This window comes from Bacillus sp. BC08 (assembly GCF_054326875.1).
This window is the reverse complement of sequence record NZ_JBTGPA010000018.1, coordinates 194,981-212,340: the sequence shown is the minus strand read 5'-3', so window position 1 is coordinate 212,340 and position 17,360 is coordinate 194,981. Positions and strand designations below refer to the sequence as shown.

General features: G+C 36.2%; 19 protein-coding genes and 1 pseudogene. 8 read left to right on the top strand and 12 right to left on the bottom strand.

The features are described 5' to 3' along the window. Positions 1–175: 175 nt before the first annotated feature. Positions 176–415, bottom strand: coding sequence for a YuzB family protein (locus ACXVYO_RS03315; protein ID WP_000595024.1), 240 nt, complete (start codon positions 413–415; stop codon positions 176–178). Positions 416–916: 501 nt separating this feature from the next. Here ACXVYO_RS03315 and ACXVYO_RS03310 point away from each other — a divergent pair. From ACXVYO_RS03310 to ACXVYO_RS03295, 4 genes are all read left to right on the top strand, one after another. Further along, the gene (locus tag ACXVYO_RS03310; protein ID WP_000682067.1) at positions 917–1,987 is read left to right on the top strand and encodes an NAD(P)/FAD-dependent oxidoreductase; all 1,071 of its coding nucleotides are present in this window, start codon (positions 917–919) and stop codon (positions 1,985–1,987) included. 233 nt (positions 1,988–2,220) lie between these two features. Next, a complete protein-coding gene (locus ACXVYO_RS03305) occupies positions 2,221–2,394 on the top strand; it encodes an aspartyl-phosphate phosphatase Spo0E family protein (protein WP_144535513.1) in 174 nt (57 codons plus the stop codon). Positions 2,395–2,602: 208 nt separating this feature from the next. Continuing rightward, on the top strand, positions 2,603–3,262 hold the full coding sequence (locus ACXVYO_RS03300) for an ABC transporter ATP-binding protein (RefSeq protein WP_458466017.1): 660 nt from the start codon (positions 2,603–2,605) through the stop codon (positions 3,260–3,262). Further along, on the top strand, positions 3,246–4,043 hold the full coding sequence (locus ACXVYO_RS03295; protein WP_073516985.1) for an ABC transporter permease: 798 nt from the start codon (positions 3,246–3,248) through the stop codon (positions 4,041–4,043). The genes ACXVYO_RS03300 and ACXVYO_RS03295 overlap by 17 nt, the downstream gene beginning before the upstream one ends. Before the next feature lie 163 nt (positions 4,044–4,206). On the opposite strand, the gene phnA is transcribed toward ACXVYO_RS03295, so the two are convergent. From phnA to ACXVYO_RS03270, 5 genes and pseudogenes are all read right to left on the bottom strand, one after another. Beyond that, positions 4,207–4,548: an alkylphosphonate utilization operon protein PhnA gene (gene phnA / locus ACXVYO_RS03290; RefSeq protein ID WP_000212737.1), complete on the bottom strand. Its 342-nt coding sequence runs from the start codon at positions 4,546–4,548 to the stop codon at positions 4,207–4,209. 235 nt (positions 4,549–4,783) lie between these two features. Then, a pseudogene (locus ACXVYO_RS03285) lies at positions 4,784–5,586 on the bottom strand (DUF2628 domain-containing protein). 319 nt (positions 5,587–5,905) lie between these two features. Further along, positions 5,906–6,583 carry a CPBP family intramembrane glutamic endopeptidase gene (locus tag ACXVYO_RS03280; protein ID WP_458466016.1) on the bottom strand — a complete coding sequence of 226 codons (678 nt, stop codon included), beginning with the start codon at positions 6,581–6,583 and terminating at the stop codon, positions 5,906–5,908. A 96-nt stretch (positions 6,584–6,679) separates the two neighbouring features. Further along, positions 6,680–7,474, bottom strand: a complete 795-nt coding sequence (locus tag ACXVYO_RS03275; protein ID WP_458466015.1) for a nucleotidyltransferase domain-containing protein — start codon at positions 7,472–7,474, stop codon at positions 6,680–6,682. Positions 7,475–7,527: 53 nt separating this feature from the next. After that, positions 7,528–7,836: a YuzD family protein gene (locus tag ACXVYO_RS03270; RefSeq protein ID WP_000248590.1), complete on the bottom strand. Its 309-nt coding sequence runs from the start codon at positions 7,834–7,836 to the stop codon at positions 7,528–7,530. Positions 7,837–8,031: 195 nt separating this feature from the next. On the opposite strand from ACXVYO_RS03270, the gene ACXVYO_RS03265 reads away from it, so the two are divergent. Both ACXVYO_RS03265 and ACXVYO_RS03260 read left to right on the top strand, forming a co-directional pair. Next, the gene (locus tag ACXVYO_RS03265; protein WP_000431158.1) at positions 8,032–8,268 is read left to right on the top strand and encodes a NifU family protein; all 237 of its coding nucleotides are present in this window, start codon (positions 8,032–8,034) and stop codon (positions 8,266–8,268) included. A gap of 189 nt (positions 8,269–8,457) precedes the next feature. Beyond that, positions 8,458–8,673, top strand: coding sequence for a hypothetical protein (locus tag ACXVYO_RS03260; RefSeq protein ID WP_001137787.1), 216 nt, complete (start codon positions 8,458–8,460; stop codon positions 8,671–8,673). Positions 8,674–8,733: 60 nt separating this feature from the next. Here the strand turns inward: ACXVYO_RS03260 and yutH are convergent, their stop codons facing one another. After that, positions 8,734–9,735: a spore coat putative kinase YutH gene (gene yutH / locus ACXVYO_RS03255; protein ID WP_000581260.1), complete on the bottom strand. Its 1,002-nt coding sequence runs from the start codon at positions 9,733–9,735 to the stop codon at positions 8,734–8,736. Between the two features lie 120 nt (positions 9,736–9,855). On the opposite strand from yutH, the gene ACXVYO_RS03250 reads away from it, so the two are divergent. Next, a complete protein-coding gene (locus ACXVYO_RS03250) occupies positions 9,856–10,347 on the top strand; it encodes a phosphatidylglycerophosphatase A family protein (RefSeq protein ID WP_000665100.1) in 492 nt (163 codons plus the stop codon). Positions 10,348–10,524: 177 nt separating this feature from the next. Here ACXVYO_RS03250 and ACXVYO_RS03245 read toward each other — a convergent pair whose 3' ends face one another. The 3 genes from ACXVYO_RS03245 to ACXVYO_RS03235 all read right to left on the bottom strand — a co-directional run bounded on the left by ACXVYO_RS03245 (position 10,525) and on the right by ACXVYO_RS03235 (position 14,853). After that, positions 10,525–11,004, bottom strand: coding sequence for a GNAT family N-acetyltransferase (locus tag ACXVYO_RS03245; protein ID WP_458466014.1), 480 nt, complete (start codon positions 11,002–11,004; stop codon positions 10,525–10,527). Positions 11,005–11,507: 503 nt separating this feature from the next. Further along, positions 11,508–14,081, bottom strand: a complete 2,574-nt coding sequence (locus ACXVYO_RS03240; RefSeq protein WP_458466013.1) for an FtsX-like permease family protein — start codon at positions 14,079–14,081, stop codon at positions 11,508–11,510. Continuing rightward, positions 14,065–14,853 (bottom strand): ABC transporter ATP-binding protein, encoded by a 789-nt coding sequence (locus ACXVYO_RS03235; protein ID WP_001021173.1) that lies wholly within the window; start codon positions 14,851–14,853, stop codon positions 14,065–14,067. The genes ACXVYO_RS03240 and ACXVYO_RS03235 overlap by 17 nt, the downstream gene beginning before the upstream one ends. Positions 14,854–15,234: 381 nt before the next feature. Here ACXVYO_RS03235 and ACXVYO_RS03230 point away from each other — a divergent pair, with 381 nt between their 5' ends. Continuing rightward, positions 15,235–15,816: an NAD(P)H-dependent oxidoreductase gene (locus ACXVYO_RS03230; protein WP_458466012.1), complete on the top strand. Its 582-nt coding sequence runs from the start codon at positions 15,235–15,237 to the stop codon at positions 15,814–15,816. Between the two features lie 34 nt (positions 15,817–15,850). On the opposite strand, the gene ACXVYO_RS03225 is transcribed toward ACXVYO_RS03230, so the two are convergent. Both ACXVYO_RS03225 and ACXVYO_RS03220 read right to left on the bottom strand, forming a co-directional pair. Then, complete coding sequence (locus ACXVYO_RS03225) at positions 15,851–16,381, bottom strand: iron ABC transporter substrate-binding protein (RefSeq protein WP_087986025.1); 531 nt, start codon at positions 16,379–16,381, stop codon at positions 15,851–15,853. Positions 16,382–16,492: 111 nt separating this feature from the next. Then, positions 16,493–17,257 carry a TIGR01457 family HAD-type hydrolase gene (locus ACXVYO_RS03220; protein ID WP_033659218.1) on the bottom strand — a complete coding sequence of 255 codons (765 nt, stop codon included), beginning with the start codon at positions 17,255–17,257 and terminating at the stop codon, positions 16,493–16,495. Positions 17,258–17,360: the final 103 nt, after the last annotated feature.

The following is a 17,360-nucleotide window of genomic DNA, read 5'->3' as shown; positions in this document are numbered from 1 at the left end:
GAAAGCAAAGAAATTAGGTGGGGATCAACTGTCCGTAAAAGACCTAGCGTTCGAACTCAATCTCCCACTGAAACGTTTCGTCTCAGTGGGAGATTTGACATACAATATTATCCTCTCCCGCGAAAGAAGTTTTTATCTAATAGAAAAAGAAAAAGGAGTTGCTGATTGCAACACCTTAAAACATTGGATTTTCATCCAAATACTCATATACATTATGGACAAGTTCTTCTACTGTAGCACCTTGTACTACTTCACCATTTACAAGTGCAAACGGTCCTTCAAAACAAATGCCACAATATCCTAAACAACCATACTCCATTACATCTAAATTCGGATCTTTTTCTAATTTCTCTAAAGCTGCTTGCGAGCCACTCGCAAGGTTACCTACACAAAATTCAATTAATGGTTTAATCAAAATTCTCCCCCCTGTACTACAAAACAAATTACCTTCTGACTTTACCCCGCATTAACGGGCAGTAAGACTCCCACCTCAAAACTCGGCGAACTCAAGGAAGTTAGGTGGGAGATAACTGCCCGTAAATGCCCGATTGGTTCAACTAATAATCAGTGGGGGGATGAACCCCCCCACTGATTAAAGTTTCACTTTATCTATAAGAAGAAAACTAAGCTGTCTCTTGTTGTTTTCGTTATACATTCTAAACTATTTAGTTACTTCACTATTTCACTTCAAAGTAGATAGTCTTATTTTATATAACATGCTACTTGCAATGAAATGGTAACTAAAAAGGTAAAACAGTTTACTTTACTTTTCTTCTTATTGTACAACAGAGTATTCATTCATGCATTGTTATTTGTTCACAAATTCGATATAATTTGATTGAGTAAAGTCAAAATATTTTATTAATATAAAATTGTGTGATTAGGGGATATTTCAACAGAAAAGGGGTAATCCATCATGAAACACCTCGTAATACTAGGTGGCGGCTACGGTGGAATGAGAATTCTGCAGCGGCTACTTCCAAGCAACCAACTTCCAGATGATGTACAAGTGACATTAATCGACAAAGTACCATATCACTGCTTCAAAACTGAATATTATGCATTAGTTGCGGGTACTATTTCAGAAACGCATATTCGTATACCGTTTCCTGAGCACCCACGCCTCAATATTCAATACGGCACAATAACAAATATTGATCTCGAAGAAAAAGCTGTTCATCTCGATGGCGGCGAAGCGATCCAATATGATGATTTAATTATCGGTCTTGGCTGTGAAGATAAATATCATAACGTTCCTGGGGCGAAGGAATATACACATAGCCTACAATCGATTGAACAAACACGTAAGACATATGAACAATTAAATAGTCTAGAACCAAATGCAACAGTAGCTGTCGTTGGTGCTGGATTAAGTGGCGTTGAAGTTGCAAGTGAACTTCGCGAAAGCCGTTCTGATTTAAAAATCTACTTATTTGATCGAAAAGATAGAATTCTATTCCCATATCCAGAGAAACTAAGTAGATATGTAGAAGAATGGTTCGTAAAACATAAAGTTACTATCATACGAAACTCTAACATTACAAAAGTAGAACCAAATATTGTGTACAACCACGATGAACCACTTGAATGTGATGCAATCGTCTGGACAGCTGGTATTCAAGCAAATGAAGTTGTTCGAAACCTTCCAGTTGAACAAGATGGTAGCGGACGGGTTGTTTTAACAAAATATCACAATATTCCAAATAACGAGCACGTGTATGTTGTAGGAGATTGTGCAGCACTTCCACACGCACCATCTGCACAACTTGCTGAAGGTCAAGGAGAACAAATTGTCCAAATATTATTAAAACGTTGGAATAATGAACCACTTCCTGACGAACTACCTGTTATTAAATTAAAAGGTGTTCTCGGTTCTCTTGGGAAGAAGCACGGCTTCGGTTTACTAGCAAACCAACCATTAATGGGACGTGTACCGAGATTATTAAAATCCGGTCTTCTTTGGATGTACAAGTATCATAAGGGTTAATACTTTACAGGCTGTCTACTACTAAGCAGGCAGCCTCTTTTATTCGTTACAATATAATTATCAGACACATCTTTCTCAATATGAATAATGATTTATTTTTCATTTTTATATTAAAAACTATCAATAAACAGTGTATGCTATTTATAAGTTGTTTTATTTCCTTTAAGACCGAAGTCATTCGGTCTTATTTTTTGTGTTGTAAATACTTTTACAGGAGGTATTCCATTTCACTTATGAACGTAACGAAACTAAACGATCGAATAGAAGCGAAGAAGAAAGAATTGATCTATCTCGTTGAAAAGTATGGATTCACTCATGATAAAGTGATTTCTTTCAGCCAAGAATTAGATCGTTTACTTAACTTATTAATAGAAAACAAGACGAAGAAAAAACGTTGCTCTTTATAACCGTTATCTTCTCTTTTTTGATACGATATAAAGTGAAACTTTAATCAGTGGGGGTTTTGTTCCTCCCCCACTGATTATCAGCCTTCACCAATTGGGCTTTTACGGGCAGTTGATCCCCACCTAACTTCTTTGCTTTCGCTGAATTTTGAGGTGGGGGTCTTACTGCCCGGTGAATAGCGGGAGAACTAGAATCAGAAAGGAGCCATCTATGTTTATATTAAAAGACGTTACATATAAAGATATACTACACATTCCTTATTTACAGATTCAAAAAGAAAAAATCACATGTATTATCGGTGAGAGTGGAAGTGGAAAAAGCACATTGCTCCGCATGCTAAATGATTTGCACTCTCCAACATCCGGTACAATTGAATATAACGGAAAACTAATTTCTGATTATCCTCCTATTCAATTACGACGTGATATAATCATGCTTGGGCAAACGCCACCTATTTTTGATGGAACGATTAAAGACAATCTATTAATGGGACTTCGTCTTTCTGAAAAACCATTTCCAAATGATGATATTTTGCGAGGCGCATTAACAACTGTTAGCTTAGAAAAAAATTTAGAAGACAACGCTGATTCCTTATCAGGCGGGGAAAAACAACGACTTGCTTTCGCACGTATCGTACTTATGGATCCACCTGTTTATTTATTAGATGAACCAACCTCGGCGCTAGATAGCGATACAGAACGCCGCGTTATGAAACAATTTACTATACTAGCAAAAGAAAAGAAAAAAACAGTTATCTTCATCACGCACTCGCAACAACTTCCAGAAGAAATTGCAGACGATATTATTGAAATTAGCAAAACAAACGGTGCAACTAGAAAGGAAGTGCTCTCCGTTGAAGGGCGTTATTGAACTCCAAATTTGGCAACTTGCCGCTGCATATATTTTTATTCTTATTTTAATTGGACTTGTAAAATTAAAAGGAATACCGCGTGAAAAACAAATTGCGCTCGCAACATTCCGTATGACGATTCAGCTCGTACTTGTTGCATATGTCCTTACATACGTATTTGAAAATAGTAATCCATTTTATACAATTGCTCTTATTACTTCTATTACTACCTTTGCCATTTTTAATATTTATAAACGAGTTAACATCCCGATGTCAAAAGACTTAAAACGAGTAGCCGCTCTTTCCATGGTGGCCGGATCAATTGGACCACTTCTACTATTTATCTTTGTTATTATCGGGCATGACCCTTGGTATGCGCCGCAATATATCGTTCCGATTACTGGAATGTTAGTTGGGAATGCGATGACAGGTGTTTCTCTCGGGGCAAATACGTTCTTAAACAATATGAAATCACAAAGAGGTCAAATTGAAGGAGCACTTATGCTTGGCGCAACACCGAAAGAAGCCGCCGCTCCGCTCATCCGTGACGCTTTTGACTCTGCTATTTTACCAACGATCAATTCTATGGTCGGAATGGGGATTATAAGCCTACCAGGTATGATGACAGGGCAAATCTTATCTGGTGTATCACCATTTACAGCCATTCAATATCAAATTGCTATCATACTCGGTATTTCAGGAAGTACTGCCTTTGCTGTTATTATCTTCTTACAACTTGGATATAAAACATTCTTTAATAAGCGGTGTCAGTTGAAAGAGGTTGACTATAGTGCACGGTAAATGGTAAATGAAATTATATCGACGATTTTTCTAATATATCTATCGTAACTCAAAATATATCAACGATTTTTGAAATATATCGACGATTCGACAAGGAATATCGACTCACCGACAAAAAATAACAATAAAAAAGAGGAGGCTACTCGCCTCCTCTTTTTATTATTTACGCCTTCTTAACGAATTGTGATTTTAACTTCATAGCTCCGAAACCGTCGATTTTGCAATCAATATCGTGATCGCCATCAACTAGACGGATACTCTTTACTTTCGTACCGATCTTCACAACTGAAGAAGTTCCTTTTACTTTTAAATCTTTAATGACAGTAACAGCATCGCCGTCTTGAAGAACGTTTCCGTTCGCATCTTTTACAACTTTTGCACCATCATTATTTTCAGCTTCTGCTTCTTGGCCCCACTCATGAGCACATTCTGGACATACGAAAAGAACGCCATCCTCATACGTATATTCTGAATTACATTTTGGACAATTTGGTAAAGTAGCCATAAATTCATTTCCTCCGTTCATTATTTATACGTAAAAATCAAAATTGATGTTTACATCTCGATAAATAAAATTTGTACAGCATTTCTTTATAGTGCCACAGTCTTACGTTATTGACAAGCCTACCTGGAATTCTCATTTTTTATTGTATTTTACAAAATTTCAATTCGTATGGTGTTTTACAATAAAAAAGAAGAACCTTCACAAGATTCTTCTTTTCAAAATAAATGAGTTCTCACTAGAACGCCCAACCATTTTCTTCAATATAAAATTGATACTCTTCTAACTCTTCTTTACTTAACTTTTTATTATTCTCATATACTTCTTGCCATTCAAAATAGTCTTCACTAAAATAAACAGCAAATTTTATTTTCACATTTTTCTTCTCTGTATAATCATAACCAGTAAACTCTACTACATCATAATCTTTTTCTTTCTTCACAAACTTCCAAGTTGGGTTATCTGTCATAATCTCTAAAGTAACACCTTCACCACTTGAACGAACAACATTTTTAATATTCGGCTCAGTTGGTAAAAGTGAGAGTCCGAACATAGCTCCACCAAATACTATCGTCACTATAACTTGTAAACCAATCATGCCAGCAAAACTAGCACTACCCTTTGATTGTAAGTAATACGCCTTCTCATGATCAGGCATATTTTCTCCCTTATGTAAAATACGAACAGCGTGCTTATAATATAAACGGTTTCCTTGCCATCCAGTAAATATCATCATTCCTAATTGAAGAACTAAACTAAACTAAACGTTAAATAAATCCCATCTGGAATATCTATAAAAGGAGTTACAACGATACTAGGTACCGCTAATAAAGTAAGTATAATAAACAACTTATACATTTTACGATAGGCTAACCAAAAAGTTGGGAAGAAAAAGGCTACCCAATTCCACGTATTTCCTTGCGCTGGATTTTCTACTTTTCCCCACTTAAAGTCATAATGCGCCGTATTCTTTTGAACGACTGTATGTAACTGTTGCGGAGAAATTGTTTCTTGTAAAACAGTGTCCTTCACGTACTTCATCCTCTTCTCATATCTACATACGTGTATTTTATAGAAATAAAAAGAAGGAATCTAACAAAAAGTACATATATTCCATAAAAATAAACAGAAATCGAATATATTCCGACAATTATCCATTTATTATTCCATTTTACTTTTAAATATATTAGAATACTTATGAATAATACGTTTAATACACTAAGTTAATCATTTTGTATATTTGATAATAAAAATGTTTCACATGAAACTATCCATATTTCGTATTACCTTTTCTCTACACAGTACATATAAATCCATTTCTCCAAAATACGAAAGACGCCCTTTTCAAAAAGGCGTCTTTTTACAGTTGAAAATTTACTAATATAAAAAGTGCATTATTTAATAAATGAATCCCCCATGGGACGAGTAAGTTATTTGTTTTCTTATATGTATAAGCTAAACATATACCGCCACCAAAAATATATAAAACACTACCTACCGTAAGGGGATGACCTAAAGTAAATATAGAAGCACTTATAACGGCACTACTAAGTGTAGAAAAGCGCTGAGATAATTTTGTGAAAAACATCCCCCGAAATAAAAGTTCTTCCCAAATCGGTGCAAAAACAGTGAGTACAACTACATATAAAATGATTTCACTTTTAGTAGGCTCTATTACTAGATTAGATTCATTCACACCAAGCCCATGTGGTAAAACTAAATTTAATACCGCAAGATATATAGGCAGTACGATCATCGTCATTACTATCGTTACATAATGCTTAAAATTATTGAACTGTATTGATTTTACTAACTGCACACAATAATTTCTTGCTGGTGAGTATATTAAAATAATAGTGAGACATGTTAAAGGCGGAATAAGATGATCTACATACCATGGATATAAGGAAGAGTCATATATAATGTTTAAAAAACCAATTCCATGCATGACCCCAAAAATAATTACTATCATGCTAATTACTTCGCGCATACTCATTACTACATACTTTTCTTCATAAGTAGCTAATTCTGTATTCACCCTATCCCCTCCAGTATAATTAAACCTTTTAAACCATTATATACCAAATACATCACAAAAACAGACGATACAATTTACTGTATCGTCTGTTTTTCCCTACCATTTCTCTCTACATATTTCAATTAAATGCAGTAAGTACTTCCTCGTCATATCTGCCCTTCTCCACCTTGAGAGCATTCGCTTTTCTTTTGGATTCTGCCTTATTCTCGCTACTTCTTTTAATAAAAGCTCCCATTCTTCCCCTGAACGTTCTAACAAGTATTGCAATCCTCTATCTTTTGAAATGATTGTTTTATGATCTAGTGTATATAAAATACGCCCCATCGTAACGACAGCTGATCCTACCCACTCTTCTATGAAAAATAAATATGGCTGCTTCGCTTTTTCACTCCAGTATCGTTCTACGTTGTATTTCATCGTATTGACTACATCATCCCACCCTATTTGAAATGAAAGATCTTCTGCTTCTTTCCCAGCAACTGTAATACCTTGATTTTTCAATGTCCACCATGTGACCGCATTAATATCCCAATGACCTATATTTGCCTTACCATCTGCACAATACATGTACTCATTCATTTCATCATTGTATTTCCCTAAATCAGCAAGCGGAATATACATACCATCCATTCTTTTACCTAACGTACTACCACTAAGTTTCTTATGAAGTTCTACAAGTTGCTGTTTTTCAGCTTCATTCACAGAATCACTTATTACTGTAACAAAATCAACATCGCTCGTTTCTGCATGAAATGCACCGAGTGCAATGGAACCATAAATATATACGCCGACTATTTTTTCATCCAAAAAGATTTCTTTTAATTCTACGGTGTACCGCTCCATTAACTGTTGTACTTCTGTTGGTAAAGCATGCCTCACTCTATTTTCCACATCTATCCCTCCAATAAAAAAGAGCCTTTGCGAATTCGCAAAGGCTTCCTGCTTTATAAATATTTCTCGATTTCTTCGTAAACATCCTTCAAACGAGGATTTCCTTCTCCAACAATTTCTCCATTTACAAGAACGACTGGATAAAATAGATCTTCCTCCACTACGCGCTCTGCGAATGCTTTTTTATCTTCATCTTCTTGTTCTTCTTGAAAATCAATATACTCGAAATTAAATTTATTTTCTTGTCCTTCATATTTACGACCAATCGCCGCTTGTAGCCACTCAAACGTTTCTGTTGAAGATGGCATTCCAACGCAGCTCGCACAAATTACTTTCGTCCCATACACTTGCACATTAACCATTTCTTCTCCCCCACCTCTTGTTTCAACAGTATATTCAGATGTCTCAGTACATAAGCACATCATTTTACAAACTTAGTCCCCACCCCTATACTGAAAAAACACAATAAAATATTTCGACAATAAAACAAGAAGAGAAAAAATAGATTTTCCCCTCTATCTTGATTATAATAAAACTGATGAAAGGAGTCGATAAAAATGGAAAACCCACATATGGAAGAACAAGTACTAGAAGTATTAGATAAATTACGTCCATTCTTACTTCGCGATGGCGGAGACGTTGAATTAGTAGACATTGAAGAAGGTATCGTAAAATTACGCCTTATGGGTGCTTGCGGAAGCTGCCCAAGTTCTACAATCACACTAAAAGCTGGTATCGAACGCGCATTACTAGAAGAAGTACCAGGCGTTATTGAAGTAGAACAAGTATTTTAATTAAAAGCGGAAGCGGCTCGTTCAGAATCGCTTCCTAGAAAGAGACCCAAATGGGTCTCTTTTTTTATTCAAATAGCAGCTCCCCTTTAACATCATAAAACAAAATTGGAAATCCTTCTCAAAAAATGAGATAATTAATACTATAGAATCGTTCACACATATACAGAAAAAAACATAGGGGGACGACACATGCCAAGAATGGGAAACACTTTTTTAACAATTCAAGAACTAGAAAAGAAAAAAGAGTATTTATTAGATCTTTCATCCGTTATACCAACGTGGAATGCGAGCTACCAATTTTTATTTAAAGAAATTCAGCAAGAATTATTGAGTAAAGTAAATGAAAAAATCGAACAACATCAATTCATTTTAAATATATGTGCAGATCAACAGGTAGGGGCATAATGTATTACATACAATTGTGATATATAAAAAAGAGACCTCAATCGGTCTCTTTTTTATATTTTAAGATAGCCAATCTAATTTCCTAATCCCTAACTTATCGACCGGTAAACGAAGTGAGCCATAAAAGTGCTTCATAAATTGCTCAGAGCGGTTCACATCGTGTAAAATGGCTTCTAAGCGATCTCTATATATGCTTTTTTGTTCTTCGTTTCCCGTTTGGTAATATCGTTCGACTGTTTCAAAGTAGTGAAGTGGGAACAGGAGCCTTGCAAATAATAGGCGCCAACCAAACGAAGATAGCGAATAATTCCGTTCATAATCTGTAACAAATTGAACGATTGTTTGCTCCCAGTCTTTCTTTTTTTCTATCATCATATAGCGAATTAATTCTGCCATATCTCGAGTTGGGTGATCATACACCCAGTCAAAAGGAAGTTTGAGGCGCTTCGTTTGATGCCATAATAAGGGTGTGAATCGTTCTTGGCAAATTGTTGCTGCATCAGTCATTTGCGGTGTATCATCCATCTCTGTATCGACAACATACTGAATTGCATTTTCTGCAACTCCTAAGTAATACGGGAAGGATTCAATAAACAATTGATCGAATACGTCTGTAGGGTGGTTCATCACTTGTGATTGCCAAAACTTTTCTAATTGATCGAGCCTTTTTTCCCATAACGCTTTCCATTCGCCTATGCGGCTTAATTGCTCGATTTCTTCCGGAAAGAATGCACCTCGTTTATGGAATATAGAAAGCTCACTTCCTAATGATGTAGCATGTCGTTCTAACGCACGCATACCTTTTAATAAGCAGTAATTTTGTTCTTCTATCTCACATACATAGTAGCCGTGTATAGTCGGAACGAAAGTCGCTACAGTTATATCCCCTTGCTGGTTCATATAGTCACTGAGCTTTTTCATCTCTACAAGTACTTCTTCCTCCATTTCTCCAATTGGAACAAGTACATAAATTTTGTTGCGAATCCAAAAGCTTTTATAGGGGCCAAGGGGGATTAATTCTTTAACATGCATGTGATAATGCTCATAAATATGATGAATCATCGCAGTCGCCACCTATGGTTTTTCTTTATATATATGAGCTTGTGCTCGCCTTTCATTCCTATGCACATGATAAAGCAACGAAACGTATACAAATACTAAAAAGAAAAAAAGGTGATAAACATGAAAGAATCAAATCAACTACAAGAAAGAGCATTACAACTATTACAAGAACGTGGTGTAACAATTGACGATATTGCTGAGCTTGTTCATTTTCTTCAAAAAAAATATCATCCAAATTTAGAGATGTCAGAATGCCGTTATAACGTTGAGCGTGTATTATCAAAACGTGAAGTACAAAACGCACTGATTACTGGTATCGAACTCGATGTTCTTGCTGAAAAAGGAATGTTAAGTGAGCCGTTACAAGATATCGTAAAGCGTGATGAAGGCTTATACGGAATTGATGAAGTGATCGCACTTTCTATCGTTAATGTGTACGGCTCTATCGGTTTCACGAACTTTGGATATATCGATAAATTAAAACCTGGTATTTTAGAATTCTTAAATGATAAATCATCTGGAAAGGTGCATACATTCCTTGATGATATCGTTGGCGGAATTGCTGCCGCTGCTTCAAGCCGCTTAGCGCATAGAGCTGAGCATTCGGAATAATAAAGTGAAACTTTAATCAGTGGGGGGTTTTCTTCATCCCCCACTGATTATTAGCCCTCACCAATCGGACTTTAATGGGCAGCCCGACCCCCACCTCACTTCTTTGCTTTCGCTGAATTTTGAGGTGGGGGTCTTACTGCCCATTAAAGCGGGATAAAACATGAAAGACCGTCAGTTTCATACTGACGGTCTTTCGTATTCCATGAGCATGAATTCTCTTCCCCGGCTCAAAAAAATAGAACCTTGCTGAAAACCTATATTTTCATATAGCGTAATCGCTCTTGTATTAAATGTCGCTACGCTAAGTCGAAATGTTTTCGGCTTAAATTCTTTAACAGCAAAAGCTATCCCAGCTTGAAAAAACATTTTCCCTAGCCCTTTCCCTGTTAACGCCGGCTTCATGCCAAGCCCAATATCAATTACATCTTCTCCACCATATAAATGAGCATCTCTTCCCCCTGGTACTTGTGCATTTTCCCCAAAACAAAAATAGCCGATAAACTCCCTATTATCGTCACAACAGCCATAATATGTTCCATCTAATAATTCTTCTATTGCTTCTTCCTCTCCTGAAAAACTATACAAATCATAAGGTTTCTCATACATCCACGTATTTATCTCATTTGCTTCTGCTACCGTTAACTTATGTATATCCATCCTTCTCTCCCCTAATCAAATATTCTATATATACTCATTCATTTTTCGTGCCTCATTTCCCTCTAATTGGAATATGCATAATTGCATACGTACACCTATGAAACAAATGGTACAATTTTATTTGAATCGCTGTTGCTACACTTCTTGATCAAAGAAAAGGCGTTAAAACGGATATTAGCGCCTTATCAAACTCAAGCAATTGGCACATTTTGTCATCGTTAAAGACACTCAAAAGAGTGTCTTTTTTTTATATCCCACAAGGACTTACTCATTTCAAAGCATAAACACATAAAATAATGTAACTCTTTACATGCATATATCCCTTTCTAAAAGTTGTAACGTAGACTCAAAATAAAAAAGCACTCTTGGCTAGAGTGCTTTTTACTTTCAAATAAGGAGGTTACATAGTATGGATAGTACTCTCGTATTTAACTTCGGCATTGGTATTGTCATCATTTTATTTGTCTTCTTTGTACTTTGTATGAGCGGGGTATAGCAATCTTTTATGCTGATAACTCCTTTAAAGTATCACTTAATTTAAACTTTCTTAATTGTAAGGAAGCAATCAATGCTGCCCCTGCGCCAAGCATCAAACTAGCTAGAGCCAATATGAAGACTTGATTATACGGAATGATAATAACTGTTAGCTCTAGACTTGATAACACAATATAGCTAAACAAAATCCCGCCAAAAATGCCAATACAACCAGCTATCGCTCCAAGTAAAGTTCCCTCTAATAAAACGATCCGTCTCATTTGCTTCGGAATAGCTCCTACCGCACGAATCATACTAATTTCAGCACGTCTTTCATGCAAGCTTGCGACTATCGCATTCATTAATCCTATACCAGAAATAATGAAAACAATTACAACTAACAAGCGAATTAACATCATCATTTGCGATAATAACTGCTCTTGTTCTTTCAATAAATCATAACTGTTTATAACTTCTACATTCTCTTTATTATTTGTAATTTCTTTTACTTGCTTCTTAATCGCTTCAAATGATTGATTTGAATTTGTCATAATTTGAATCGCTTCATATCCTTGTACGTGAAACTTATCGCGAGCCCATTGTTCATTTACAAAAACATCTAATCCTCTTAACCTTAATCCTTGCTCAATAATCGAAACGACTTTAATCGTTTGTTTTTCTTTCCCTTTTCCTTGTACGTCAATCGTATCATGCAACTGAAGTCCTAAATTTTTAGCCACTTCCTTCGTAATGACTCCCTCACCATCTTGTAATGGCTTATTTAAGGTTTGCCCTGCAATCACTTTCGCCTTTGTTACTTTCTGGTACGCTACAATATCGTTACCTACAACTTCCATTGAATCGTAGTTCAAATTGTTTTTTTTCGCAAATTCATACCATTCTTGATTCGCTTTTTTAAAGTCATAATTCACAAGCTTTGCTGTAAAGTCAGTAGCATTCCCAACACTCGATTCCACACCATCAATTTTTCTAACCTTCTCCATCCAACTAAACGGTAATGTTTCTATTCCTTGCGACTCTACCGGAATTCTTATTACTAAGTCCGCTGGTAAATGTTTTTGTAATCCTTTTTTCATACCTTCATACATAGAATTTACATACATCGTTCCAACAAGCGCTAACATAAAACCAAATGCTAGTATAGCAACCGACACAGCTGCCTTATTCCGATAACGAATTACATTCCGGCTACTAATCGTCGTTTCAATTCGTAATATCATTTGAAACGGTTTTGCAATCACTGGTGCTATCACACGAATAAAGAACGGAATTGCAAATAACAAACCAACTGCAAATAACAGCGCTCCTATCGCACTTGGATTAAAACCGATATACTGCTCTAATACGTTACCTGCCAGTCCAATAGCAGTACCAATAATTAAAATGCTAAGGCTAAAAGCACTCCATCTCTTTTCTTTTTTCTCATTACTAGGAAGGCCTGGGCGAAGTGCTTGAACTGGTGGAATCTTTCTCACCATGAAAGCTGGTATAATGGCCCCTATGATAGACATGACAATCCCCAATAAAAAAGTAATGAGTAAAATCTCACCTGAAATTGAGAATGATGCTTTCCCTGCTCCCTCAATATTCACCCATTTGTTAATGAATGATGCTGCGATTGTTTGCGTACCTGCCCCAAGAATCACCCCTGCTAGCGATCCGATTGCTCCGATACATAAGGCCTCTAATAAAACGACTACTATAATTTGATTTGGGTTACTACCGAGTGCACGTAATAATGCCCACTGCTTAAATCGACTTCTAACAGATAAGAAGAAACTTCCCATTATTAAAAGAGCTACAACAAATAAAGCAATACCACCTAAACTAAAAATTAACGGCTTCATTACATTTAGTCGTTCAAACGCCTTATCAACATAAGTACGTTGATCCACCTTTATATTTTCTATCTTCTTATTTACATCAAGAGCAATTGCTCTTTTCACATTTACATCGGCTGTTTTAACTTGAACGAGGTTAAATTGATTTGGTAGATTTAATTCTTTTTGAAGCCAATGAATTGGAAAATACGCACTATGCCCCATTGCTGCCATTAACGGCGGATTTAAAATCCCGACGACTTTCACATTCTTTTCTCCATGCTGGGGAAATGGCAACTGAATCGTATCTCCTAACCGTATATTTTCACGGTCTGTATATCCTTTTGTCAGCGCTACTTCAGCACCTTCTTTCGGATATCGTCCTTCTAATATTTTATAAGAGTGCATTTCTGGAGAATCTTGCTCCACACCCCAATAGGACGGTTTTCCCGATAACTCTTTATAATTTGGAAAAGGATATGGTATAAGTACTTTTGATATTTTTTCAGCATTTTCTAAGCCATCTATTCCTTTTAAACTTTCATTATTTAAATACATATCATTTTTTATATAACCAAATTGCAAATTATAATCTCCATACCGGCTTACTACTTGTTCTTTCACACTTTTCTCTACAGATTGATTGCCTAGTAATAACATCGTCGCTAACATAACACCTAAAGCTGCACCGAGAGCAATCAACATATTTCGCAGCCAATTTTGTTTCATCGATTTTACTGCATACTTAATTACCCATCGCATCACCTTTACCCCCTACTTTAAAGTGACGATTCATAATCTCTTGAATGTGAGTAACTTGTTGCGGGATATTTCGAAACTTCCACCCTTTACTTTCAGCATGTTCATGAATCACTTCACCATCTAATAAGAAAACAACTTTATCCGCATGGGCCGCTACGAACGGATCGTGTGTTACAATGACAGCTGTTTGTCCTAACTCATCACATGCATTGCGAAGTGCCGCAATTATATTTTTGCTATTTTCTGAATCTAATGCCCCTGTTGGTTCATCAGCTAATATAATAGCCGGCTCATTTGCAAAAGCTCTTGCGATCGCAACCCTTTGCTGTTGCCCACCTGATAACTGTGCTGGTAAATGTTTTTCTTTTCCCTTCAATCCGACAAGTTCTAATAATCGCGTTGCTGTCACCGTTGCCTTCTTTTGCGAGACATTATCTAACAGTAACGGTAATCCTACATTCTCCTCCGCACTAAACACTGGAATCAAATTAAACTGCTGAAAAATAAAACCGATTTTATGCCTTCTAAATAAAGCGAGCTCTTTTTCTTTTAATGTTGAAATCTCTGTACCATCAACTCGAATACTACCTACCGATGGAATATCTAATCCACCTAATAGCTGCAATAAAGTCGTTTTCCCTGAACCACTTGCCCCCATAATACAAACAAAATCTCCTTTTTGAATTTGAAGATTAATGCCTTTTAATATTTTTACTTTACTATCCCCAATATCAAACGATTTTTCTAACCTTTCAATTTCAATAATATTCATCCTCATATCCCCTTCTCTCTCTATTTACCAATCTATATATTCTATTCGGAATGCAAAATCCCTACTTTTTTGTATTTTTTTGTCACATACTAACATGTATCCCATATTAGCCAATTACATTTTCACTTTATTTCTCACGTCAGAAAAGTTGACTCCCACAAAAGAAGTAACCGTAATAGTTACATAAAGTGAAACTTTAATCAGTGGGGGGTTCTTCATCCCCCACTGATTATTAGCCCTCACCAATCGGACTTTTATGGGCAGCCCGACCCCCGCCTAACTTCTTTGCTTTCGCTGAATTTGGAGGTGGGGGTCTTACTGCCCATTAAAGCGGGATAAATAAAAAAACTATTCACATATCCACAAATAGGAGGAAGAACAATGAAACATGTAATCGTTTATGCACACCCAAATAAAGCAAGCTTCAACCATGCGATTTTAGAAACGGTAAAAAGTGAATTAGAAGAAAAAGGTCATGAAGTACGCGTTCGCGACCTATACGAATTAAACTTCAATCCCGTATTAGGCGCTTCCGATTTCATCTCATTTTCTCAAGGAAACACACCAGAAGATATAAAAGAAGAGCAAGAGCATATCTCTTGGGCTGATAGCATTACATTCATTTATCCAGTTTGGTGGGCGGGACTTCCTGCTATTTTAAAAGGATACGTTGACCGTGTATTTAGCCACGGCTTCGCTTATGCTTACGGTGAAAATGGTATTGAAAAGTTATTAAGCGGTAAAAAAGGCTTATTATTATCTACAATGGGAAATACGAAAGAGGCATACACAGCAGGCGGTATGTTTGAAGCAATGAAGAAAACAGCAGATGTTGGTATTTTTGAATTTACAGGCATTGAAACAATTGAGCATACATTCTATACGAGTGTCCCTTCTGTGGATGATAATGTGCGTAAGCAATATCTTGAAGAAGTTAAAGATGTTGTGAATCGTGCATTCTAATAAAAAAACTCCGGTTGTTAAAACCGGAGTTTTTTTATTTCATCATTAATTTCGGAATATATCTTTGAAGAATGCTTTCTAATTCATTCATATCTTCCTGTCTAATAAGTAAATTTACATTGTCATTCATTTTTTCTCGCCCGCGATATAAAAATATATTTTCTTTTGGATTTTCCCATGTTGATGTTTTATAGCCTTTTAATTCTTCGTATGAATAAAAGTTTAATCCGTCTACTACACCTTTTTCATATATTTGTACACTTTTAATAAGATGGATAGCTATTAAAGTCATAAAACAACTTGCTACAGCATGAATACCTAGCTGAATGAGGAACTGTTCAACTGTATCAATATCGCCACTTACGTACTGAGCATATATATACATACATTGTCCAATGAAATATGCTGGTCCAAGTAATGCAATCCAACGTCTTTTCACCCGAGGATACATTGCAATGAGTTTTCCTGAGCTTTTTTTCATTTCATTTATTTTATATATCTTCCATAGAACAAAAAACAAAACACATAATGTAAAAACAAACATAATACATGACATCCAGTACACTCTGATTCCCCCTTGTATCATTACATATAAATTTTACATTTTATATAACAACAGCGAATATGCAATTATGCATAAAAAAACAGGTAACCTATTCCGGTTACCTGCATTCCATTACATCTTCTCAATCCACTCCGTCAAGTTATGCACAACTTGCGTTGGTTGTACTTCATATTCTGTTAACTTCTCCACAGTTGTGACTCCAGTGTGGACAAGAAGCGTATGCATACCAGCATTTACTCCCGCTAAAATGTCTGTATCGTAGTTATCCCCAACCATTAATGCTTCATCTTTTCCTATCCCAAGCACTTTTAACGCTTGTTCCATAATGATTGATTCTGGTTTTCCGATAAAGATTGGATCCACACCTGTTGATACTGCTACAACTGATGTTAATGAACCGTTACCTGGTAATAATCCGCGCTCAGTCGGAATGGCAATGTCTCCATTTGTAGAAATAAATGTTGCGCCGTTACGTACAGCAAGACAAGCTTTTGCTAATTTTTCATATGTGATGTCACGATCTAAACCAACAACAACGAAATCAGGATTTTCATCCACAAGTTCAAATCCTTTTTCCACAAGCGCATCATGTAAGCCCTCTTCACCAATCATATATACAGTTGCGTCTTGTTTACGTTCATAAATGAAGTTCGCAGTCGCCATACTCGTTGTGAATACTTGCTCTGCTTCCGCTGGAATATCGAAACGAACAAGTTTTTCTGCCACTTGCTCTGGTTTACGCGTTGAGTTGTTCGTAACGAATAAATAAGGAATGCCGCGCTCTCCTAACGCTTTTACGAAGTCGCTCGCTTCTTCAATTTGTTCTTCTCCGCGATACATCGTACCGTCTAAGTCAATTAAGTAACCTTTATACATCGATTATGTCTCTCCTTCTATGCTAACGTTCTCACCTATCATACCACTCTTATATTACCCGCTTTTTCCAAAGAAAAAAACGCTTTACCTTAAAGCGCCCCAT

What these genes read in the sequence shown, in the direction of transcription:
- ACXVYO_RS03305 (WP_144535513.1), top strand. Translation starts at nt 2,221, where the DNA reads ATGAACGTAACGAAACTAAACGATCGAATAGAAGCGAAGAAGAAAGAA.
- ACXVYO_RS03220 (WP_033659218.1), bottom strand. Translation starts at nt 17,257, where the DNA reads ATGTATAAAGGTTACTTAATTGACTTAGACGGTACGATGTATCGCGGA.
- ACXVYO_RS03260 (WP_001137787.1), top strand. Translation starts at nt 8,458, where the DNA reads ATGCCAAGAATGGGAAACACTTTTTTAACAATTCAAGAACTAGAAAAG.
- ACXVYO_RS03265 (WP_000431158.1), top strand. Translation starts at nt 8,032, where the DNA reads ATGGAAAACCCACATATGGAAGAACAAGTACTAGAAGTATTAGATAAA.
- ACXVYO_RS03270 (WP_000248590.1), bottom strand. Translation starts at nt 7,836, where the DNA reads ATGGTTAATGTGCAAGTGTATGGGACGAAAGTAATTTGTGCGAGCTGC.
- ACXVYO_RS03235 (WP_001021173.1), bottom strand. Translation starts at nt 14,853, where the DNA reads ATGAATATTATTGAAATTGAAAGGTTAGAAAAATCGTTTGATATTGGG.
- ACXVYO_RS03245 (WP_458466014.1), bottom strand. Translation starts at nt 11,004, where the DNA reads ATGGATATACATAAGTTAACGGTAGCAGAAGCAAATGAGATAAATACG.
- ACXVYO_RS03310 (WP_000682067.1), top strand. Translation starts at nt 917, where the DNA reads ATGAAACACCTCGTAATACTAGGTGGCGGCTACGGTGGAATGAGAATT.
- ACXVYO_RS03230 (WP_458466012.1), top strand. Translation starts at nt 15,235, where the DNA reads ATGAAACATGTAATCGTTTATGCACACCCAAATAAAGCAAGCTTCAAC.
- phnA (WP_000212737.1), bottom strand. Translation starts at nt 4,548, where the DNA reads ATGGCTACTTTACCAAATTGTCCAAAATGTAATTCAGAATATACGTAT.
- ACXVYO_RS03240 (WP_458466013.1), bottom strand. Translation starts at nt 14,081, where the DNA reads ATGCGATGGGTAATTAAGTATGCAGTAAAATCGATGAAACAAAATTGG.
- yutH (WP_000581260.1), bottom strand. Translation starts at nt 9,735, where the DNA reads ATGATTCATCATATTTATGAGCATTATCACATGCATGTTAAAGAATTA.
- ACXVYO_RS03250 (WP_000665100.1), top strand. Translation starts at nt 9,856, where the DNA reads ATGAAAGAATCAAATCAACTACAAGAAAGAGCATTACAACTATTACAA.
- ACXVYO_RS03300 (WP_458466017.1), top strand. Translation starts at nt 2,603, where the DNA reads ATGTTTATATTAAAAGACGTTACATATAAAGATATACTACACATTCCT.